This window comes from Streptococcus halitosis, from assembly GCF_023147855.1.
GTDB lineage: Bacteria > Bacillota > Bacilli > Lactobacillales > Streptococcaceae > Streptococcus > Streptococcus halitosis_B.
The window spans coordinates 55352-77759 of record NZ_JAHXOP010000002.1 but is presented as its reverse complement, the minus strand read 5'-3'; the positions used below and the strand labels follow the sequence as shown (position 1 = coordinate 77759).

Here is a 22408-nt window from a genome sequence, read left to right as displayed (position 1 = left end):
AAAAACTTCCTTATTTAGGAAGTTTTCGAGTTTTAAGCTTTCTTTTTCATATAAAAAATAGTAAGCATAAGTCCAATGAAGGCCAAAGCGATAGCAACATAAAAAGCTACACTATAATTTCCATTATTAGCCATTGCCATTTGAACAGCGACCTTGGGAGCGAAAAATGCTGCTAAAGAATATCCAGTGAAGACGATACCGTAGTTGACTCCTTGATTTGCAGGACCGTAATTTTCCATGACGATAGATGGGAAGACCCCCATAACACCACCAAAGCAGATACCAAGCCCAATAATTCCTAAGGTAAATCCGAATTGACCAGGAACGATAGTTAGGGAGAATAAAGCTAGGACAATGACAGAATAGATAATCAATAAGGTCTTTGAACGGCCGATTTTATCAGAAAGTGATCCCCAGATAAAACGACCACTAGAGTTTGCGATTGAATAGAGAGAAACATAGAGAGCTGCAGTGCCTGCAGAGAGTCCAAACATTGATTGACCGATTGGTGATGCCTGAGAGGCAATCATCAAACCAGAAAAGGCGCCAACAAAGAACATGCTAATGATAATGTAAAACAGAGGACTTTGTAGCATTTGTTTCCAGTTTTTATTAGTAGGTCCTTGCTTAGTTTGTACTGGAGCTTTCCAGCCTGCTGGTTGGTAGCCGCTTGGAGCTGCCTTGATAAAGAAAATGGCACAGATGATAACAACAATATAGACTAGCCCAATTGTACGAAAAGCAAAGAAGGCGTCTTGTTGTTGAATGAGATTGCTTGCGACTGGAGAAGCGATGACTGCGGCAAATCCCATGCCACCTGTCAGAATTCCAGAGGCTAAGCCACGTTTATCAGGGAAGAGGCGAAGTGAATTGGATAGGGCACCTGAATAGGCAAAACCTTGACCAAGTCCAGCCATTAATCCATAGGTCAAATAAAGCATGGCTGGTGAATTGGCATAGCCGGTTAAGTAAAATCCGCTAGCAAATAGGAGGGCGCCGAGGGCGATGGTCCATTTTACATAACCTTTGTCAACTAAATAACCTCCTAGAATCATGGGGATAGGGCCGATTGCAGAGTTGATAGCAAATGCTAACATAATATCTGACATGGACCAGCCTGTTGAACTGCTAAGTGGTCCGGCAAAAACAGAAAAGGAATAGACGGCACCTGTGCAAAGAAGAATGGCTGTAGACGCGACTAAAATCCTCCAACGATTGAATGTCTCTTTCATAAAAACATCCTCCTTAAATGTATATTTTTTCACCAAGACTATATCATAGTTAAGGAAGCCGGTCAATAGTTTATGAAGATATTTTGTTAATTTTTTCACGAACTTGTACTAAAGTACGATAATCTGATAGAATAACACGGTCTTTATTATCAAGGATTTACAAGATTTTCTAAAGTAGTATAATGAAAGTAGATTAAATAAATGAAAGGGGTACCAAGATGAAACTAGTTGCTATCGTTGGAACCAATTCGGATCGCTCAACCAATCGGAAACTCTTGAAATTTATGCAAAAGCACTTTTCGGATAAAGCCGACATTGAGGTATTGGAAATCAAACAATTGCCAGCATTTAACGAACCTGAGGACAAGCAAGCGCCAGCTGAAGTTCAAGCTTTTTCAGAAAAAATTCTTGCTGCAGATGGTGTGATTATTTCAACCCCTGAGTATGACCACACGATACCAGCTCCTTTGGCCTCTGCTTTGGAGTGGATTGCTTATACCAGTCGTGCTTTGGTTAACAAACCAACTATGATTGTCGGTGCTTCTCTTGGCTTGCTAGGAACATCTAGAGCGCAGGCACATTTACGTCAGATTTTAGATGCGCCGGAGCTTAAAGCGAGAGTTATGCCTGGTACGGAGTTCTTTCTAGGTCATTCTGAGCAAGTCCTAGATGATGAGTGTCATTTGAACAATCCTGAAAAGGTTGCAGAACTAGAAGAACATTTTTCAGAGTTTCAAAATTTTGTTGAATTAACAAAAGCTTTAGTCAAACCAGAAGATACAAATCGTAAGAAATCTTTCATTTGGGAAGAATGGTTGAAAGCATAGGTATTTCAAGAAAGGAGAACAATCCATGAAATTAGTAGCTATTGTTGGGACTAATGCAAAAAAATCCTATAATCGCAACCTATTGCAATTTATGAAAAGACATTTTGCTTCAAAAGCGGATATTGAGATTTTAGAAATAACAGATGTACCAATGTTCAATGAAACAGATGATCAAACAGATACACCTATTATTCAGAAGTTTAATCAAGCTATTTCAGAAGCTGATGGTGTCATTATTTCAACACCCGAGCACAATCATACGATTCCATCAAGTTTGAATAGCTTGCTCGAGTGGTTATCTTTTAACATTCATCCACTAGACGGAAAGCCGACAATGATTGTCGGAGCTTCCTACGATATTCAAGGTTCTTCACGTGCACAACTTCATCTTCGTCAGATTCTGGATGCTCCTGGGGTAAATGCAACAGTTATGCCAGGTAGTGAGTTTTTACTTGGTCGAGCGCATCGAGCATTTGATGATAATGGAGATTTGATTGATGAGCGAACCGTTGATTTCCTAGATAGTTGTTTTTATCGCTTCCTTCGCTTTGTATCTATTGCAAACCAACTAAACCTTCCTGAAGAAGTTCGCTTTGAACCGGGGACTTACCATGTTACAACTGAAGGCCATAATGGTAAATTACCGATGGATGTAACGGTTTCTGAGGACCGTATTGAAAAAATTGAAATCGATTCTTCTGGAGAATCTTCAGGAATCGCAGATGTCGTCTTTACCCGTATTCCAGCAGAAATCATTGAGGGACAGACCTTGAACGTCGATGCGGTGTCAGGAGCTTCTGTGACTTCAAATGGTGTTTTAGATGGAGTTGCGCGCGCAGTCAAACAAGCGGGTGCAAATCCGGATGTTTTACGGAAGCGTTCAAAAGCGCCATCTGCCCTAGATAAAGAAGATAAAACCTATCAGGCAGACGTTGTCATCGTCGGAGGCGGAGGAGCTGGATTAGCTGCAGCGGCTGCAGTCTTACAAGCTGGTAAGAAGCCAATTATTGTTGAGAAATTCCCAGCAATTGGAGGAAATACTGTTCGTGCAGGTGGTCCAATGAATGCACCAGATCCAGCATGGCAAGGAACCTTCGCAGCTCATCCAGGTGAGGCACATACGCTTCAAGAATTGATTGCGACAGATGAATCAACGATTGATCCAGAATATTTAGAGGACTTTAGAGCCTTGAAAGTTGAGGTTGAGCAGTATTTGCAGGACCCGAGCTATTTGTTTGACTCTACCTTACTTTACCGTATCCAAACCTATATCGGTGGGAAACGAAAAGATTTACAAGGAAATGAAATTCATGGGCAATACGATTTGGTTTCTGTTTTAACCGAACGAGCCCTAGAGTCTGTTCGTTGGTTGGAAGACATCGGTGTTGAATTTGTTCGTAGTGAAGTGACAATGCCAGTTGGAGCCCTTTGGCGTCGTGGACATAAGCCGGTTCAACCAATGGGGTATGCCTTTATATCCGTCCTACAAAAATATGTTCTAGAAAATGGTGGCAAGATTTTGACAGATTCTCCAGTTAAAGAATTGCTTGTAAAAGACGGGGCTGTCAAGGGTGTCAGAGCAGAAGGTCGAAACGGTCAAACCATCATTGTCAATGCAGATGCTGTTGTTCTAGCTTCTGGAGGATTTGGTGCCAATACAAAGATGCTACAAAAATACAATACCTACTGGACTGAAATTGCAGATGATATTGCTACATCTAATACACCAGCTGTAACAGGAGATGGTATTCTTTTAGGGCAAAGTGTAGGTGCAGATTTGGTAGGTATGGGCTTTAGTCAAATGATGCCAGTATCCGATCCAGTGACAGGAGCCCTTTTCTCAGGACTTCAAGTTCCTCCAGCAAACTTCATCATGGTAAATACTCAAGGGAAGCGCTTTGTAGATGAGTACGGTAGCCGAGACAAGCTAACTCAAGCAGCGATTGATAATGGAGGCTTGTTCTATCTAATTGCAGATGAACGTATCAAGGCAACAGCCTACAACACTAGCCAAGAAAAAATCGATGCCCAAGTCAAAGCAGGCACTCTCTATCGCGCAGATACGATAGAAGAGTTGGCGGTTCAGATTGGTATGAATCCAGAGGTGTTAGCAGATACAATCAAGAAGTACAATTCTTATGTTGATGCAGGCTTTGACCCTGAATTTAATAAAGGTAGTTTTGATCTCAAGTGTGAGGTTGCGCCATTTTACGCAACACCGAGAAAACCAGCCGTTCACCATACAATGGGTGGACTCAAGATTGATACTTCAACACACGTTTTGAATGAAAATGGTCAGATTATCCCTGGTTTGTATGCTGCCGGAGAAGTCGCAGGTGGACTCCATGCAGGTAACCGTCTGGGAGGAAATTCGCTTACGGATATCTTTACTTTTGGACGTATTGCAGGTCAAACAGCTGTTAAAGAAAATTGTTAGTGATTGATTTAAAAATTAAGGGAAATTTAAGTCTTCTCCTGTATCATATAATCATTAAATAAAGACCTCCTAATACTCTTCGAAAATCTCATCAATCTTCGTTAGAGTCGACTTAGCTAACTATAGTTATGCTTGCGTCTATCTGCCTAGTCTGATTTCGATTTTCATTGAGTACCCTTTATTTAATGAAATCCTAAACTTTTCTTTTTCATAATAATCTCCCTAAAGAGGCCACCCAATCAGGTGGCTTTTTTGTTTGTGGCTTGGATTTTTGATATAATAGAGCCATGAGTAGAATTTTAGATAATGAAATCATGGGGGATGAGGAGTTGGTAGAACGTACGCTCCGTCCTCAGTATTTACGTGAATATATTGGGCAGGACAAGGTCAAGGATCAGCTTCAAATCTTTATTGAGGCAGCAAAAATGCGTGATGAGGCGCTGGACCATGTTCTTTTATTTGGTCCTCCAGGTCTCGGGAAAACAACCATGGCCTTTGTTATTGCCAATGAACTGGGAGTCAATCTCAAGCAAACGTCTGGTCCTGTCATTGAAAAAGCGGGTGATCTGGTAGCGATTTTGAATGATTTGGAGCCTGGAGACGTTCTCTTTATTGACGAGATTCATCGCTTACCCATGTCGGTGGAAGAGGTGCTCTATAGTGCCATGGAGGACTTCTACATTGATATCATGATTGGGGCTGGTGAAGGCAGTCGCAGTGTTCATTTGGATTTGCCGCCTTTTACCTTGATTGGTGCGACGACACGTGCGGGGATGCTCTCAAATCCTCTACGAGCACGTTTTGGGATTACGGGTCATATGGAATACTATGCCCACGCTGACTTGACGGAAATTGTTGAGCGGACAGCAGATATTTTTGAGATGGAAATCACTCATGAAGCTGCAGCTGAGTTGGCCTTACGCAGTCGTGGAACTCCTCGTATTGCCAATCGTCTCCTCAAGCGCGTGCGCGACTTTGCTCAGATTATGGGAGATGGCCTAATTGATGATGTGATTACGGATAAGGCATTAACCATGCTAGATGTTGACCGTGAAGGTTTAGACTATGTGGATCAAAAAATCCTCCGTACCATGATTGAGATGTACGGTGGTGGTCCAGTTGGGCTGGGAACCCTTTCGGTTAATATCGCCGAGGAGCGTGAGACGGTCGAAGATATGTACGAACCCTACCTCATCCAGAAAGGATTTATCATGCGAACTCGTTCTGGACGGGTGGCGACAGCTAAGGCATATGAGCATTTAGGGTATGAATACAATGAAAAATAAGCAAGAAATTCTAGACGTTTTTAGAGAAAATCCAGATATAATGGCTATTTTGACCATCATTCGTAACCTTGGTCTGAAAGATTCGTGGTTGGCAGCAGGTTCTGTCAGGAATTTCATCTGGAATCTCTTGTCAGACAAATCCCCTTTTGATCATGAAACGGATGTGGATGTGATTTTCTTTGATCCAGATGTTTCTTATGAGGAAACAGTATCCCTAGAGAAAAAGCTGAGAGAAGATTTTCCTCAGTATCAGTGGGAGTTGAAAAATCAGGTCTATATGCATCTGCACAGTCCCCACACTATGCCCTATACCAGTTCCTGTGATGCGATGGCTAAGTATCCTGAACGCTGTACGGCGATAGGGCTTCGCTTGCATGCAGATGCAACTTTAGAGCTCTTTGCGCCTTATGGTTTAGAGGATGTTTTGAACTTTCACGTATTCCCAACTCCTCATTTTTTAGAGAATGAGGACCGAATGAAGCTCTATCAGGAACGCTTGTCCAAGAAAAATTGGCAAGAAAAATGGGAAAATCTCACTTTTTCAAAAAACTTAAGAAAAGTTTAAGTTAGGAACGGTATACTAAGTCCATAAGTTAAGAGAAACTTAACTTAAACTCCTAAAACTTTTTCATAATAATCTCCCTATAAAATAAAGTCGCCCAATCAGGCGGCTTATTTTTTGTTACTTACAAGTAATGATAGTAACTTAGCAATAGAAGAAAATAGGGAAGTATGGTATAATAAAACGATAGATTTTTGAATAGGAATAAGATCATGTTTGGATTTTTTAAGAAAGATAAAGCTGCAGAAGTAGAGGTTCCAATACAGGTTCCTAATCATATTGGCATCATCATGGATGGGAATGGTCGCTGGGCTAAAAGACGCATGCAACCACGGGTTTTCGGACACAAGGCAGGGATGGAAGCCCTCCAAAAGGTGACTAAGGCGGCCAACAAACTGGGAGTCAAGGTCATCACAGTTTATGCCTTTTCTACGGAAAATTGGACGCGCCCAGATCAAGAGGTCAAGTTTATTATGAACTTGCCAGTCGAGTTTTATGATAACTATGTCCCTGAATTGCACGCAAATAACGTTAAAATTCAGATGATTGGTGAGACGGACCGTCTGCCTAAGCCGACTTTTGAAGCTTTGACAAAAGCAGAGGAATTGACTAAGAACAATACGGGTTTGATTCTCAATTTTGCTCTTAACTATGGTGGACGTGCTGAGATTACACAGGCTGTTAAGCTAATTTCTCAGGATGTTTTAGATGCGAAAATCAATCCGGGTGATATCACAGAGGAATTGATTGGCAACTATCTCTTCACTCAACATTTACCTAAGGATGTGCGAGATCCGGACTTGATTATTCGTACCAGTGGAGAATTACGCTTGAGCAATTTCCTTCCATGGCAGGGAGCCTATAGTGAGCTCTATTTTACGGATACCCTGTGGCCTGATTTTGACGAGGCAGCCTTACAGGAAGCAATTCTTGCCTATAATCGTCGTCATCGCCGATTTGGAGGAGTTTAGGAGAAAATATGACCAAGGATTTACAAGAGAGAACACTGTTTGCCGGACTGGCTCTGCTTATCTTCCTTCCCGTCTTGTTTGTTGGCGGGCTCCTGTTGCAGATAGGAATTGGCTTGATAGCTATGCTGGCTGTTCATGAGCTTCTGCATATGAAGGGACTAAAGACTATGACCATTGAGGGCACCTTGACCCTCCTTGCAACCTTTGCTCTCACAATCCCCTTAGAAAATTACCTAACTTTTTTGCCGGTTGATGGCAATGTGGTTGCCTACAGTGTTTTGATTACAATTATGTTAGGGACGACTGTTTTCAGTAAAAGCTATACGATTGAAGATGCTGCCTTTCCAATTGCTGTGAGTTTTTATGTTGGTTTTGGTTTCAATGCCTTACTAGATGCTCGTATAGCTGGATTTGATAAGGTTCTTCTGGCTCTCTTTATCGTTTGGGCGACAGATAGTGCAGCTTATCTGACGGGGGTGAATTTTGGCAAGCATAAGTTAGCCCCGAGAGTTTCTCCTAATAAGAGTATTGAGGGCTTTGTTGGGGGTATTCTAGGTGCGGTACTGATAACAGTACTCTTCATGCTAGTGGACAGTACAGTTGCTCTTCCCTATGGAATTTATAGGATGAGTCTTTTTGCCGCATTCTTCAGTGTGGCAGGCCAGTTTGGTGACTTGATTGAGAGTGCCATGAAACGCCATTTCGGTGTCAAGGATTCTGGAAAATTTATCCCTGGACATGGCGGTGTATTAGATCGCTTTGACAGCATGTTGGTTGTGTTTCCAATGATGCACTTATTTGGCCTGTTTTAAAGAAAGGAAGATTGAATGATTGGATTGCTAACCTTTATCCTCGTTTTTGGGATTATAGTGGTGGTGCATGAGTTTGGACATTTTTATTTTGCCAAGAAATCGGGCATTCTAGTTCGTGAATTTGCCATTGGTATGGGGCCCAAGATTTTTTCCCATATCGGCAAGGATGGCACTGCTTATACCATTCGAATCCTTCCTCTAGGAGGCTATGTTCGTATGGCAGGCTGGGGTGATGATGCGACGGAAATCAAGACAGGAACTCCAGTCAGTTTAACACTTGCCGACGATGGCAAGGTCAAACGGGTCAACCTCTCAGGGAAGAAACTGGATCAAACGGCTCTTCCTATGCAGGTAACCCAGTTTGACTTTGAAGACAAGCTCTTTATCAAGGGTTTGGTCCTGGAAGAAGAAAAGATTTTTGTAGTGGATCATGATGCGACGGTTGTTGAAGAAGATGGAACCGAAGTGCGCATCGCTCCTCTGGATGTACAGTATCAAAATGCTTCTATCTGGGGCAAGCTCATCACCAACTTTGCAGGTCCTATGAATAACTTTATCTTAGGTGTTGTTGTTTTTTGGATCTTGATCTTTTTGCAGGGCGGTGTTAGAGATACTCAGACAAATCTCTTTCACGTCATGCCAGAGGGAGCTTTGGCTAAGGTGGGTGTAGCTGAGACAGCTCAAATTACTAAGGTCGGCTCGCATGAGGTTAAAAATTGGCAAGACTTAACTCAGGCTGTGGAAGCAGATACCAAGGATAAGACCGCTCCGACCTTGGATGTGACCATTTCTGAAAATGGTAGCGAAAAACAAGTAACTGTGACTCCAGAAGAGAATCAAGGACGTTACATTCTCGGGGTTCAACCGGAAGTCAAGTCAGACTTTCTATCCATGTTTGTTGGTGGCTTTACAACCGCTGCTGACTCAGGACTTCGCATCCTTTCGGCTCTGAAAAACTTGATTTTCCATCCAGATTTGAACAAACTCGGTGGTCCCGTTGCCATCTTTAAAGCAAGTAGCGATGCTGCTAAAAATGGAATTGAGAATGTCCTCTATTTCCTAGCCATGATTTCCATCAATATCGGGATTTTTAACTTGATTCCTATCCCGGCTTTGGATGGTGGAAAGATTGTGCTCAATATCCTAGAGGCTATCCGCCGGAAACCCCTTAAACAAGAAATTGAAACCTATGTCACCATGGCTGGTGTAGTTATCATGGTTGTCTTGATGCTAGCTGTGACCTGGAATGACATTATGCGACTCTTCTTTTAGATAATCGAGGAATATTATGAAACAAAGTAAAATGCTAATCCCAACGCTTCGCGAAATGCCAAGCGATGCTCAAGTTATCAGCCATGCCCTTATGTTGCGTGCTGGTTATGTTCGTCAAGTCTCTGCTGGTGTTTATTCTTACCTACCACTCGCTAACCGTGTGATTGAAAAGGCTAAGAATATCATGCGCCAAGAGTTTGACAAGATTGGTGCGGTGGAGATGTTGGCTCCTGCCCTTCTCAGTGCCGATCTTTGGCGTGAATCAGGTCGTTATGAAACCTATGGTGAAGACCTTTATAAACTGAAAAATCGTGAAAAGTCAGACTTTATCCTAGGTCCGACACACGAAGAAACTTTTACGGCTATTGTTCGTGACTCTGTGAAATCTTACAAGCAATTGCCACTCAACCTTTACCAAATCCAACCGAAATACCGTGATGAAAAACGTCCACGTAACGGACTTCTCCGTACGCGTGAATTTATCATGAAAGATGGATATAGTTTCCATGCTAATTACGATAGTTTGGATGTGACTTATGACGAGTACAAGGCGGCCTATGAACGAATTTTCACTCGTAGTGGTTTGGATTTCAAGGCTATCATCGGTGACGGTGGTGCCATGGGTGGTAAGGATAGCCAAGAATTTATGGCCATCACTCCTGCTCGTACAGACCTCGACCGCTGGGTTGTCTTAGATAAGTCAGTTGCCTCATTTGATGAAATTCCTGCAGAAGTGCAAGAAGAAATCAAGGCAGAATTGCTAAAATGGATGGTTTCTGGTGAAGACACCATTGCCTACTCAAGTGAGTCTAGCTATGCAGCTAACTTAGAAATGGCAACAAACGAGTACAAACCAAGCAACCGTGTCGTTGCGGAAGAAGAAGTGACTCGCGTCGAAACTCCAGATGTTAAATCCATCGATGAAGTGGCAGCCTTCCTTAACGTGCCAGAAGAGCAAACGATTAAAACTCTCTTTTACATGGCAGATGGTGAGCTTGTTGCAGCACTTCTAGTTGGAAATGACCAACTCAATGAAGTCAAGTTGAAAAACCACTTGGGTGCAGATTTCTTTGATGTTGCGAGCGAGGAAGAAGTAGCAAATGTTATCACAGCTGGCTTTGGTTCGCTTGGTCCAGTTGGTTTGCCAGAAAATGTGAAAATCATTGCAGACCGTAAGGTACAAGATGTTCGCAATGCTGTTGTGGGGGCTAACGAAGATGGCTACCACTTGACAGGTGTGAACCCAGGTCGTGACTTTACTGCAGAATATGTGGACATTCGCGAAGTTCGTGAGGGTGAAATTTCCCCAGACGGACAAGGTGTTCTTAACTTTGCCCGTGGTATCGAGATTGGTCATATTTTCAAACTCGGAACTCGCTACTCAGCAAGCATGGGAGCAGATGTCTTGGATGAAAATGGTCGTGCTGTGCCAATCATCATGGGGTGTTACGGTATCGGTGTTAGCCGTCTCCTCTCAGCCGTTATAGAGCAACATGCTCGCCTCTTTGTTAACAAAACGCCAAAAGGTGAATACCGTTACGCTTGGGGGGTTAACTTCCCTAAAGAATTGGCACCATTTGATGTGCACTTGATCACTGTCAATGTCAAAGATGAAGAAGCGCAAGCCTTAACAGAAAAATTGGAATCCAACTTGATGGGAGCTGGTTACGAAGTCTTGACAGATGACCGTAACGAACGTGTCGGAGTCAAATTCAGCGATAGCGACTTAATTGGTCTGCCAATCCGTATCACTGTAGGTAAAAAAGCAGCTGATGGTATCGTAGAAGTCAAGATCAAGGCGACTGGTGACACAATTGAAGTTCACGCAGACAACTTGCTCGAAACCCTTGAAATCCTAAGCAAGAAATAAAACTATAATCAGAAGAAAAACAAGGCAAAAATGTAGCTAGTTTTTACCTTGTTTTTTCTGTATAATGGGAAAAATGAGTAAATGAAGAGGTAAAGCTATGCTAAAATTTCCAAAGGATTTTGTCTGGGGTTCCTCCACTTCTGGACCACAGACAGAAGGTCGTGTACCTGGTGACGGAAAGGGAGACAATCTCTGGGATTATTGGTTCCAAGTAGAGCCAAATCGCTACTACAATGGGATTGGACCTGACAAAACATCAACTTTCTATGAAAACTGGGAAAAGGATATTGAGCTTTTGGTAGAGACTGGGCATACAGCCTTCCGAACTTCTATCCAGTGGTCTCGTATTTTCCCACAGGGCCGTGGAGAGGTCAATCCGCAAGGGGTGGTTTTCTACCGTCAGGTCTTTGAAGCCGTTAAGGCCAAGGGGATTCGTCTCTTAGTCAATCTCTATCACTTTGACCTGCCTTTTGTCCTCCAAGAAGATGGGGATGGTTGGGAAAATAAGACCACTATCAAGGCTTATGAAGACTATGCTCGTTTTTGTTTTGAGACTTACGGTGACTTGGTGGACCAATGGATTACCTTTAACGAGCCCATTGTCCCCGTAGAGTTTGGCTATTTCTATGATGCCCACTATCCTCATAAGGTAGATGCCAAAGCAGCGGTTAAGGTTGCTTATCATACGCAACTGGCTAGTAGTCTTGCGGTTAAGGTCTGTCATGAGATTTTGCCTGGCTCTAAGATTGGGATTGTCCTTAACTTGACACCAGCTTATCCACGTAGTCAGCATCCTGCAGATGTCAAGGCTGCTCGCATTGCCGACCTCTTCCAAGCCCAATCTTTTCTAGATCCGTCTGTCTTGGGGGCTTATCCACAGGAGTTGGTAGAAATCTTGTCTGAGCATGATTTGCTGCCAGATTCTACAGCTGAAGAGTTGGATCTTATTCGGGAGCATACTGTGGACTTTCTTGGAGTCAATTATTACCAACCTTTGCGCGTCATGGCTCCACGTTTTGCTAAACATCCTGATAGCCCGCTTTTGCCAGAGCATTTCTATGAGCCTTACGTCATGCCGGGCCGTAAAATTAATCCTCACCGCGGTTGGGAAATCTACGAGCAGGGGATTTATGATATCGCCCAAAATATCAAGGAAAACTATGGTAATATTGAGTGGATGTTGACAGAGAATGGCATGGGTGTTGAAGGTGAAGAAAAATTCCGTGAGAATGGCATGATTCAGGACGACTATCGTATCGACTTTGTCAAAGGGCATCTTCGTGAACTCCACCGTGCCATTGAAGACGGAGCCAACTGTAAGGGTTACTTAATCTGGACCTTTATTGATTGCTGGTCGTGGCTCAACAGCTATAAAAATCGCTATGGTCTAGTTGAGCTTGACTTGGAAACACAGGAACGTCGCCTGAAGAAATCAGGTCACTGGTTCAAAGAACTCAGCGACCATAATGGATTTTAAGAATAAAAAAAGTGAGATGGTGTTCATCTCACTTTTTATTACAATATCATCACCAAGGTTCCGATCGTAATCAGGATACAGCCAACAATTGTTTTAAACGTCAGGATATCTTGTAGGAAGAAAAAGGCTAGAACGAGGGTAATGACGAGACTGAATTTATCGACAGCAGATACCTCAGTCGCATTGCCCATCTGTAGGGCCTTGTAGTAGCAGAGCCAGGAGGCGCCAGTGGCCAAGCCTGATAAGATGAGAAAGAGCCAACTTTTTCTACTGATGTTGACAATTTCGGTCTGACTATTGGTCAAGAAAACCATGGCCCAGGCCATAAGAATGACGACGACCGTACGAATAGCAGTTGCTAGATTGGATGGAACTCCCTCGATCCCAATCTTGGCTAAAATTGATGTTAAGGCTGCAAAGATAGCAGATAAAAGTGCGAAGAAAAACCACATGGCAAATACCTCCTCTTTTTATTATAAGTAATTGATGCTGACTTGTCAGGTATCAAGTGAAATTCTGATAAAATACCAGATAGAAAAACTATACCAATTTTTCTTCTTGACAAGTGAGAAAAACAAGTATATACTGTCTTTGCTGATTCTGTAAAGGGGAAATCAGACTATACCAATTTAAGGAGAAAGCACAGCTGGTCTGTGTCGTATATATTATGTGTGGAATTGTTGGTGTTGTTGGAAACACAAATGCAACTGATATTTTGATTCAAGGGCTTGAAAAGCTCGAATACCGTGGTTATGATTCTGCGGGGATTTTTGTCTTAGGTGGTGCTGAAAATCATCTAGTTAAGGCTGTCGGTCGTATTGCAGAATTGTCTGCAAAGACAGCTGGTGTTGAGGGAACGACTGGTATCGGTCATACGCGTTGGGCGACTCACGGGAAACCAACGGAAGACAATGCTCACCCACACCGCTCTGAGACAGGACGTTTTGTCTTGGTCCACAATGGGGTGATTGAAAACTACCTTGAAATCAAGGAAGAATACCTTTCAGGTCACCACTTCAAAGGGCAAACAGATACAGAAATCGCTGTTCACTTGATTGGGAAATTTGTTGAAGAAGATGGCTTGTCAGTTATTGAAGCCTTCAAAAAAGCTCTTCACATCATCCGTGGTTCATATGCCTTTGCCTTGATTGACTCTGAAAATCCAGATGTCATCTATGTCGCTAAGAACAAATCACCACTCTTGATTGGTCTTGGGGAAGGTTATAACATGGTCTGCTCAGACGCCATGGCTATGATTCGTGAGACCAACCAATACATGGAAATTCATGACCAAGAGTTGGTAATCGTCAAGGCTGATAGCGTTGAAGTTCAAGACTATGATGGCAATAGCCGTGAACGTGCTAGCTATACTGCGGAGCTTGACTTGTCAGATATCGGTAAGGGAACTTACCCTTACTACATGCTCAAGGAAATCGACGAGCAACCAACGGTTATGCGCAAACTCATCCAAGCCTACACAGATGAGGCAGGTCAAGTAGTGGTAGATCCAGCTATCATCAAGGCTGTTCAAGATGCAGACCGCATCTACATCCTTGCAGCTGGAACATCTTACCACGCAGGATTTGCTTCTAAGAAAATGTTGGAAGAATTGACGGATACACCAGTTGAACTTGGAATTTCATCTGAGTGGGGTTATGGTATGCCACTTCTCAGCAAAAAACCACTCTTCATCTTTATCAGCCAGTCTGGTGAAACAGCGGATAGCCGTCAGGTTTTGGTTAAGGCCAATGAAATGGGCATTCCAAGCTTGACAGTGACAAACGTTCCAGGTTCAACTCTTTCTCGTGAAGCCAACCATACTATGTTGCTTCACGCGGGTCCTGAAATTGCTGTGGCCTCAACCAAGGCCTATACAGCGCAGATTGCAGCTCTTGCCTTCCTTGCAAAAGCAGTCGGAGAAGCAAACGGCAATACTAAAGCGCAAGCCTTTGACCTGGTTCATGAGTTATCAATCGTAGCTCAGTCTATCGAATCAACTCTTTCTGAAAAAGAAACCATTGATGCCAAGGTTCGTGACCTTCTTGAAACAACTCGCAACGCCTTTTACATCGGACGTGGTCAAGACTACTATGTAGCCATGGAGGCCAGTCTTAAGCTCAAAGAGATTTCTTACATCCAGTGTGAAGGTTTTGCGGCAGGAGAACTCAAGCACGGAACCATTGCCTTGATTGAAGAAGGAACGCCTGTCTTGGCTCTCTTGTCAGACCCAGTTCTTGCCAACCATACTCGTGGAAATATCCAAGAGGTTGCAGCCCGTGGTGCTAAGGTTCTCACTATCGCAGAAGAAAATGTTGCTAAAGAGACAGACGATATCGTCCTTACGACCGTCCACCCTTACCTCTCACCAATCTCAATGGTCGTGCCAACACAATTGGTCGCTTACTTTGCAACACTTCACCGTGGCCTTGATGTGGACAAACCACGTAACCTTGCTAAGTCAGTAACAGTAGAATAAACTAAGAAAGTCTAGTTCATCTAGGCTTTTTCTAATGAGCAAATTCATTGAAAATAAAACTAATTAGTGATAAAATACCCTAAAACTAAAAGAGATAGCGAGGAAACGGGATGGTAGAATTAGGAATTTCAACATTTGGTGAAACAACAGCTCTGGAGGCGACTGGACAGATTTACAGTCATGATGAACGCATTCGTCAGTTGGTGGCAGAAATTGAGCTGGCTGATAAGGTTGGTTTGGATGTGTACGGGATTGGGGAGCATCATCGGGAGGACTTTGCGGTATCGGCGCCAGAGATTGTTCTTGCAGCTGGGGCAGTCAATACCAAGAAGATTCGTTTGACCAGTGCAGTCAGCATACTCTCAAGCATGGACCCGATTCGTTTGTTCCAACAATATGCTACCATCGATGCCTTGTCAAATGGCCGTGCGGAGATTATGGCTGGGCGTGGTTCATTCACCGAGTCTTTCCCACTGTTTGGCTATGACTTGAAAGACTATGAAGCTCTCTTTGATGAAAAGTTAGATCTGCTTCAGCTGGCAAATGAAAGCACCAAAGTGAACTGGCAGGGACAATTGACTCAAAGCATCGCTGGAAAAGAAGTCTATCCTCGTCCTGTTCAGGACAAATTGCCATTGTGGGTGGCGACAGGAGGTCATGTAGAGTCAACAGTGAAGATTGCTCAGGCGGGGTTGCCGATTGTCTATGCTATTATCGGTGGCAATCCGCGTTATTTTAAAAAGTTGATTCAAGCTTATCGTGAGATTGGGAGCGAAGCCGGTCATGCGGATAAAGACCTTAAAGTGGGAGCTCATTCTTGGGGATGGATTGCTGAAGATGGCGAGCAGGCTGTCAAAGATTATTTCCATCCGACCAAGCAAGTGGTGGATGCGATTTCTAAGGACCGTCCACACTGGCAGGAGTTGACCTATGAGCAATATTTGGAGCAAGTTGGTCCAAATGGTGCCATGTTTGTGGGCAATCCAGATCAGGTGGCAGAAAAAATGATTCGCATGATAGAGGATTTAGGCTTGGACCGTTTTATGTTGCACCTACCTCTTGGTTCCATGCCTCATGAACAAGTCCTGAGAGCTATTGAACTCTTCGGAATGCAAGTGGCGCCCAAAATACGTGCTTACTTTGCCATGAAAGAGGGGATATAAAAAAATTTCAGTTGAGTCGATTGGTGAGGATCACCCTTGGATTCAGCAACAGGTGGAAGTGGTACAAGAGATAGAGCATACTATCTAGTGGAATATATACTAGTTTATACCAAGTACAAGATAAAATAGTAAAAAAGACGATTTCCGCTTGGAAATCGTCTTTTTTCGCTATTCTTGCAAATACGATATCTTGTAGTTGGTGTAAACTGGTAGATAGCTCTCTTATTTTATTTATCAAAACCTTGTAAGTTTTTTTGGCGCTCTTCAGTTTGACCCTTGGCATCCAATTTATTACCATTGTAAACAGTGCTTTCCCATGATCCGTACATTGGGTTAGGGAAAATGATGAATTTCTCACCAAACTCTTTTTGTAATTCCTCTAATTTTTGGTCGCGCTCAGTTTCAGAGGTCTTTGAAAACTCTGCAAAGTCCACAAGATTGTCTCCTAGTAGCATGACTAAGTTGGTTTTTTCTTGGACTGCTTGTCTACGACCTTCTTTAGATTTGACGCCTTTTTCTAAGAACATGAGATGATCGCGGCTTTGTACAGGAATTCCTTCGTTTTCTAGGTTTTTGATCGTATCATCTACCTGATCTATCGTGCGGTCAGATACATAGTAAATTTGGACACCGTTTTGGTCTGCAAATTGGAGAAAGTCTTTAGCACCTGGTACAGCCTTGGCTGCTGCTTTTTTTACCCAGACATCCCAGTTTTCTGGGGTAAATGCTGTTCCGTCTTTGACATTTTGCGCTTGATAAGGACTATTGTCTAATACGGTTTCGTCCAAGTCCAAAACGATAGAGTAGGGTTTATCTGTCTGTGTTTTTAGTAGTTCTTTCAAACGATCAGTAGCGACATTGTAACCTTGTAGATAGAGTGCCTTGGTTTCAGCTGCTTTTTGATACCAAAGAGTTGACATAGTGTTCTCTCTTGAACGCAACTGATCATAGGTCATGGTAACCTGATTATCAGATGTACTACTTTGTGTTGTCTGTGAATTTGCCGAATTTGTGCCACAGCCAGTCAGTAAAATGACGGAAGTAAGTGTAGAAGCAATTGTAATGGTAACTTTGGATATTTTCATAATCCCATCCTCCTAATAATAGTCTATTAATATTGTAGCGTTTTCATGGGATTTGTGCAAGGAAATATCGAGAGAAAAGAAATTTTTCAGTAGTAATTTGGTATTAGGATAAAATTATGTACTTAATTTGGGAATGAAGATGGATATAAAAAAATTCAATCGGCTTGATAGAAAATCTATATCAGCTTCTTTTTGGAAAATAGATGAAAATAAAGTGAATCTTTGAAAGGCTAGTAACATCAAGCTTTTCAGGGATTTTTTTCTTCATAGATATAAAAATTTCCAATCGAGTTGATAGTCAATATATATTGGGAAAAGGAAAAAAGGAGTGGTAAGATGGTTTCAATCCAAATGGAAGGAGAAAGGTATGGCAAGTAAAAGAGATCTAGTCTTTAGAGCGATTCGAGGCGATGAAGTGGAAAGAGTTCCTGTGGGATTTTGGTTTCATTTTGTAACACTCGAAGAAAAGGGGCAGGGATTAAACAATCCACGTATCTTTCAAAAAAGTGTTGACGGACATCGCAGTTATGTGGAAAGGATTCGTCCTGATTTTGTCAAAATTATGAGCGATGGTTTTTTCCTTTATCCAAGTAATGTCTATAATCCTAAGATTTTAAGCATTCAGGAGCTGACTTCTATTGAGTCGATTGGTGAGGAACACCCATGGATTCAGCAACAGGTGGAAGTGGTACAAGCGATTCGAGAGACCTTTACCGAAGAGATTGCTTCTTTCTACAATATCTTTTCACCGATCTCTTACCTCAAGCGCTGGTTCCGTACAGAAACTTCGCGAGGTGATAAGGAAGTGGCTGATCTATTGCTTGAAAATCCTGAGCAATTCAGAGCGATTCTAGATGTGATTGCAGGAGATATTGCTATTCTAACTCAGAAAATCATCCAGCAAGGCGGTGTTGACGGGATTTACCTCAGTACCCAGGAAATTCAAGATGAGCGCATCACACCAGCACTCTACCAAACCTATATCGAACCGAGCAATATAGCGATTTTGGAGGCAGCCAATCAGGTTGGTGGGACCAATATCCTCCATATCTGTGGTTTTGAAGGTGCGAGCAATGATGTGACGATATTTAAGGACTATCCAGCTCAAGTGGTCAACTGGGCGACTCATCATGAGGATGTTAGTTTGACACAGGGTCAAGAGTTGTTTCCAGGTAAGGCCGTTTTAGGTGGATTTGAAAATGGCAAGAAAAGTTTGCTTTATCAAGGTTCCAAGGCGGAATTGCAAAATGAAACAAGACGGTTGCTGGCTGAAGCTGGTAATAAAGGCGTTCTTCTGGGAGCTGACTGTACTGTTCCAGATGACTTTGACTTAGAGAGGCTGGACTGGATTCGGCAGGCAGCTGTTCTCTAAAAGGAGGAGCTATGAAAAGTAAAAGATGGGTTATCTTCATTGCAGTTGTCGGCTTGCTGGCCTTGGTCGCCATAAGTGTCGTAAAAAATCAGCACTGCAAAAATGGAGAGAGATGTCGTGGAGTTCAGGATTTTTCCAAATCCAGTCTCCCCTTTCTACGCTCGAATGATATCGCAAGCAGTTTATTAGTTGAAAAAGTAAGAAATGGAGAATAAGAATGTCAGAAAAAAAAGAATGGGTTTTAAAAGCATTTAAAGGTGAAAAGGTTGATCGTGTGCCAGTTGGCTTTTGGCACCATTTCACATCCGAAGACGAATGGCTACACGGTTTCTCAAATCCAGCCATTATCGAGAAGAATATTGAGGGCCATAAGCGCTTTATCCGAGAAGTTCAGCCAGACTTTATCAAACTCATGAGTGATGGCTACTTTGCTTATCCAAATCCAGCGATTGCCAAAGGAAAATCACTTCAAGAATTGGCGACCATTCAACCACTTGGACCAGAGCACGCTTGGATAAAAGAGCAGGTGGACTTGGTTAAGAAAATCAAGCAAGAATTTACAGAAGATATCGTTGCGATTTACAATATTTTTGCTCCTGTGACCTATCTCAAGTGGCTATTAGGGGAAGTATCTGGTGGCGATGACCTTATCGCGGACTTTCTGGTGGAAGATCCTGAAGCCCTTAAAAAGGTGTTGGATGTGATTGCAGAGGATATTGCTAGTCTCAGTCGAGCTATCATCGAAGAGGCTGGTGCTGATGGAATCTATCTCAGCGTGCAAAGCATCCAAGATCAACGAGTGTCGGCAGCAGATTATCAAGCCGTCATTGCACCTAGCGAGATAACTGTTCTGGAAGCAGCTAGTGCTGTTGGTGGCGTCACTGTTCTTCATATCTGTGGCTACGAGGGGGCGCGAAATGATATTCACCTTTTTGCAGACTATCCAGCCCAAGTCTTTAACTGGGCTGTAGGACCAGAGGGAATCACTCTCAAGGAAGGTCGTGAGATTTTCAAGGGACGTACGGTTCTTGGAGGATTTGAAAATGGCAAGACAGGCTTGCTGTATACTGCTAGTAAGGATGCTATTCAGGCTGAGGCAAAGAAACTAGTTGCAGAAGCTGGGGAACAGGGCTTGGTACTTGGAGCAGATTGCACCATTCCAAGTGATATCGCAGTTGAACGTATCCAGTGGGTGAGAGAAGCGCTTGAAAACTAAAGGAGAAAAAGATGAGTAAAAAAGTATGGATTATCGGTGGTGTAGCAGTTGTTGCAGTAATTGGGGCGACGATTATCGGGAGAAGTTTAGCTGGCGCTCCAGCCAAGGAGGGAGAAACGGCTTCGTCTGCTGAAGTCATAACCTTGAAGGTTGCCCATACACAAAACTATGTACCTTATGACTTTGTCAATGAAAAAGGGGAATCAGATGGTTATGAAGTAGCTGTTTTGAAGGCTGTTGATGAGAAGTTGGCAAACTATCAATTTGAATATACGGGTACCAGTGATGATGACCTCTTGATTGGTCTGGAATCAGGCAAGTATGACATCGGAACCAAGGGAGCTTGGTACACAGATGAACGAGCTAAAAAGTTTGTCATTCCATCTGAACCAGTCGGAGCGAGCATCATCGGATTTACTGTCAGAAAAGAAGATGAACAGAAATACAAAACCATTGATGACTTTGCTAAGAATAAAGGGAAATTGGTTCCAATCTCTCCACAGAATGCTCAATGGAATGTTATCACCAGCTACAATGAAAAACATCAGGATGCACCGATTGAGTTGACAGCAGCTGAATCCTTTAAAGTGGCAGATGCCTATGCCTGGGTCTTAGAAGGACGTTATGACGCCTTCTTTGATATCAAACTGTCCTTTGAAAAAGCAGTTACCGCAGAAGATGGTCCTTACCACCAATATGCGGATAAACTCAGCTGGTTCCCATACAAGGGCATTCCAACTTATCCCTTGATTCACCGTGATGAAAAGGGTGAGCAATTCGCTAAAGAATACGAAAAAGCAATCAAAGAGTTGAAAGAAGATGGCACGCTTGCTAAGCTATCTCAGCAATACTTTAAAGAAGATGTCTTTAGTTATGTAGACAAAGACTAGACCAGAAATTCCAAGACTAGAAAGGGTTTTGCATGGTTTCTTATGATTTTTCCAAGGTCTTTCAGTTTTTACCGACCTTATGGCAGGCACTTCCTATGACCTTGTCCATTCTCTTTTTTACCACTCTTCTTGGTTCCCTTTTTGGAGGTCTCTTGGCCTGGGCACAAGTAGGAGAAGACAAGAGTTTTGCAGCGATTTCCAAAGGCTATATCTTTACCCTACGTTGTACACCGCCGATTGTCTTGCTTTTTCTAGTCTTTTATGGCTTGCCAGAATTTCTGAAATGGTGGCTTGGTTTGGATATTAACAACTGGTCTAAAACTATTTTTGTTCTTCTGACGATGATTCTCTTGTTTGCGGCTATTGTAGCCGAGGTTTTCAAGGCGGCCTATCAAGCTATTCCAAAGGGGCAGACAGAGGCCGGGCTTAGTATTGGTTTGACTCCAAGTCAGACTTTTTGGAGAATCATTTTTCCCCAAGCTTTTCAAGTTGCTCTTCCCAATATAACGACCGCTATTCTCAATCTCATGCGGGATGCTGCCTTGGCTTATACGATTGGTTTTGTTGATGTTATGGGGGCAGGCAATCTCTTGATTAGTCGCAATTTAGGGAACTACTCTCTGGAAACCTATACGGCAGTTGCACTTCTTTACTGGGGGATTGCCTTGGTTATTTCTAGCTGGAGTCGTTTGCTTGAGAAGTCTTTGGAAACAAAAGGGAGGTAAGAAATGGATATAGACTATATTGTAAAGACCTTTCTGGAGACCTTGAAGGGTGTGCCAATCACCTTGATTATCATGATTGTGGCTATGGTCTTAAGCTTTTTACCGGCTCTATTTTTAGCCTTGGGGCAGATTTACAAGGTTCGAGGTGTGAGGAGTTTTTCTCTGGTCTATCTGGCTTTTATCCGAGCGACTCCTCCGATTTTATTGATTCTCTTCTTTTATAGTTTGTTTCCAAGTTTGCTGAATCAATTTCTCAAAAGCATAGGCAGTGACTTTGATATTTTCAAGCTTGATCCTCTCTACTATGCCTTTATCATTTATAGTTTGATGACAGTCGGGAGTTTATCGGAGATTTTGCGTTCAGCTATCTTGACGGTGGACAAGGGACAACTAGAGGCAGCGCATGCGATTGGGCTGACTACGACCCAGGCCTATCTAAGGATTGTTTTTCCTCAAGCCTTGCGCTCAGCCTTGCCTAACTTGGCCAATCTGGTGATCAATATCGTCAAGGGAACCTCCCTGGTCTTTGTTATGACCATCAAGGATATCACCGCTATTGCTCGTGTGGAAGCGTCCTACGGTTACCAGTATTTTGAGTCATATTTTGTGATCTTTTTGCAGTATATTTTGATCTGTGGTTTGATTCAGTGGGGCTTCTCCCTACTGGAGAAAGGCTATGTGAAAAAAGAAAAGAGAGCAAAAACATCTAGCGCGCGTTTTGTATAGGAGGACAGG

Annotated in this window: 20 protein-coding genes; 17 read left to right on the top strand and 3 right to left on the bottom strand. The window is 42.8% G+C overall.

Features of this window, described 5'->3' with window-relative positions:
- Positions 1-32 precede the first annotated feature (32 nt).
- On the bottom strand, positions 33-1232 hold the full coding sequence (locus KZX55_RS04735) for an L-lactate MFS transporter (RefSeq protein WP_248025160.1): 1200 nt from the start codon (positions 1230-1232) through the stop codon (positions 33-35).
- Positions 1233-1450: 218 nt separating this feature from the next.
- On the opposite strand from KZX55_RS04735, the gene KZX55_RS04730 reads away from it, so the two are divergent.
- The 9 genes from KZX55_RS04730 (at position 1451) to KZX55_RS04690 (ending at position 12746) form a co-directional block, all read left to right on the top strand.
- On the top strand, positions 1451-2059 hold the full coding sequence (locus KZX55_RS04730) for an NADPH-dependent FMN reductase (protein WP_000779601.1): 609 nt from the start codon (positions 1451-1453) through the stop codon (positions 2057-2059).
- Between the two features lie 25 nt (positions 2060-2084).
- Entirely contained in the window at positions 2085-4496 is a 2412-nt protein-coding gene (locus KZX55_RS04725) for a flavocytochrome c (RefSeq protein ID WP_248025157.1), read from the top strand.
- 287 nt (positions 4497-4783) lie between these two features.
- Positions 4784-5782 (top strand): Holliday junction branch migration DNA helicase RuvB, encoded by a 999-nt coding sequence (gene ruvB, locus KZX55_RS04720; protein WP_071788327.1) that lies wholly within the window; start codon positions 4784-4786, stop codon positions 5780-5782.
- The gene (locus tag KZX55_RS04715; protein WP_045617759.1) at positions 5763-6347 is read left to right on the top strand and encodes a nucleotidyltransferase family protein; all 585 of its coding nucleotides are present in this window, start codon (positions 5763-5765) and stop codon (positions 6345-6347) included. Before ruvB ends, KZX55_RS04715 begins: the two co-directional genes overlap by 20 nt.
- 209 nt (positions 6348-6556) lie before the next feature.
- On the top strand, positions 6557-7315 hold the full coding sequence (locus tag KZX55_RS04710) for an isoprenyl transferase (RefSeq protein WP_248025155.1): 759 nt from the start codon (positions 6557-6559) through the stop codon (positions 7313-7315).
- Between the two features lie 8 nt (positions 7316-7323).
- Positions 7324-8127 (top strand): phosphatidate cytidylyltransferase, encoded by an 804-nt coding sequence (locus tag KZX55_RS04705; RefSeq protein ID WP_213988556.1) that lies wholly within the window; start codon positions 7324-7326, stop codon positions 8125-8127.
- Positions 8128-8142: 15 nt separating this feature from the next.
- A complete protein-coding gene (gene rseP, locus KZX55_RS04700; RefSeq protein ID WP_248025153.1) occupies positions 8143-9399 on the top strand; it encodes an RIP metalloprotease RseP in 1257 nt (418 codons plus the stop codon).
- A gap of 16 nt (positions 9400-9415) precedes the next feature.
- A complete protein-coding gene (locus tag KZX55_RS04695) occupies positions 9416-11269 on the top strand; it encodes a proline--tRNA ligase (RefSeq protein ID WP_033584899.1) in 1854 nt (617 codons plus the stop codon).
- A gap of 97 nt (positions 11270-11366) precedes the next feature.
- Positions 11367-12746, top strand: coding sequence for a glycoside hydrolase family 1 protein (locus KZX55_RS04690; RefSeq protein WP_248025141.1), 1380 nt, complete (start codon positions 11367-11369; stop codon positions 12744-12746).
- A gap of 38 nt (positions 12747-12784) precedes the next feature.
- Here the strand turns inward: KZX55_RS04690 and KZX55_RS04685 are convergent, their stop codons facing one another.
- A complete protein-coding gene (locus tag KZX55_RS04685) occupies positions 12785-13198 on the bottom strand; it encodes an EamA family transporter (protein WP_000264207.1) in 414 nt (137 codons plus the stop codon).
- 215 nt (positions 13199-13413) lie between these two features.
- Between KZX55_RS04685 and glmS the strand changes: the two genes are divergently transcribed.
- Together glmS and KZX55_RS04675 are read left to right on the top strand one after the other, a co-directional pair.
- Entirely contained in the window at positions 13414-15222 is a 1809-nt protein-coding gene (gene glmS, locus KZX55_RS04680; protein WP_248025139.1) for a glutamine--fructose-6-phosphate transaminase (isomerizing), read from the top strand.
- A gap of 110 nt (positions 15223-15332) precedes the next feature.
- Positions 15333-16385 (top strand): LLM class flavin-dependent oxidoreductase, encoded by a 1053-nt coding sequence (locus KZX55_RS04675; protein ID WP_248025137.1) that lies wholly within the window; start codon positions 15333-15335, stop codon positions 16383-16385.
- A gap of 227 nt (positions 16386-16612) precedes the next feature.
- Here the strand turns inward: KZX55_RS04675 and KZX55_RS04670 are convergent, their stop codons facing one another.
- On the bottom strand, positions 16613-17470 hold the full coding sequence (locus KZX55_RS04670) for a 5'-nucleotidase, lipoprotein e(P4) family (protein ID WP_000703387.1): 858 nt from the start codon (positions 17468-17470) through the stop codon (positions 16613-16615).
- Positions 17471-17837: 367 nt separating this feature from the next.
- Between KZX55_RS04670 and KZX55_RS04665 the strand changes: the two genes are divergently transcribed.
- The 6 genes from KZX55_RS04665 to KZX55_RS04640 are packed head-to-tail and all read left to right on the top strand — an operon-like array spanning position 17838 to position 22399.
- Positions 17838-18842 (top strand): uroporphyrinogen decarboxylase family protein, encoded by a 1005-nt coding sequence (locus KZX55_RS04665; protein ID WP_248025135.1) that lies wholly within the window; start codon positions 17838-17840, stop codon positions 18840-18842.
- Between the two features lie 11 nt (positions 18843-18853).
- Entirely contained in the window at positions 18854-19057 is a 204-nt protein-coding gene (locus tag KZX55_RS04660) for a hypothetical protein (protein WP_248025133.1), read from the top strand.
- A 2-nt stretch (positions 19058-19059) separates the two neighbouring features.
- Positions 19060-20058: a uroporphyrinogen decarboxylase family protein gene (locus KZX55_RS04655; protein ID WP_248025130.1), complete on the top strand. Its 999-nt coding sequence runs from the start codon at positions 19060-19062 to the stop codon at positions 20056-20058.
- 11 nt (positions 20059-20069) lie between these two features.
- On the top strand, positions 20070-20948 hold the full coding sequence (locus tag KZX55_RS04650) for a transporter substrate-binding domain-containing protein (RefSeq protein ID WP_248025127.1): 879 nt from the start codon (positions 20070-20072) through the stop codon (positions 20946-20948).
- Between the two features lie 32 nt (positions 20949-20980).
- The gene (locus KZX55_RS04645; protein WP_248025125.1) at positions 20981-21673 is read left to right on the top strand and encodes an amino acid ABC transporter permease; all 693 of its coding nucleotides are present in this window, start codon (positions 20981-20983) and stop codon (positions 21671-21673) included.
- A 3-nt stretch (positions 21674-21676) separates the two neighbouring features.
- Positions 21677-22399: an amino acid ABC transporter permease gene (locus KZX55_RS04640; RefSeq protein ID WP_084945085.1), complete on the top strand. Its 723-nt coding sequence runs from the start codon at positions 21677-21679 to the stop codon at positions 22397-22399.
- Positions 22400-22408: the final 9 nt, after the last annotated feature.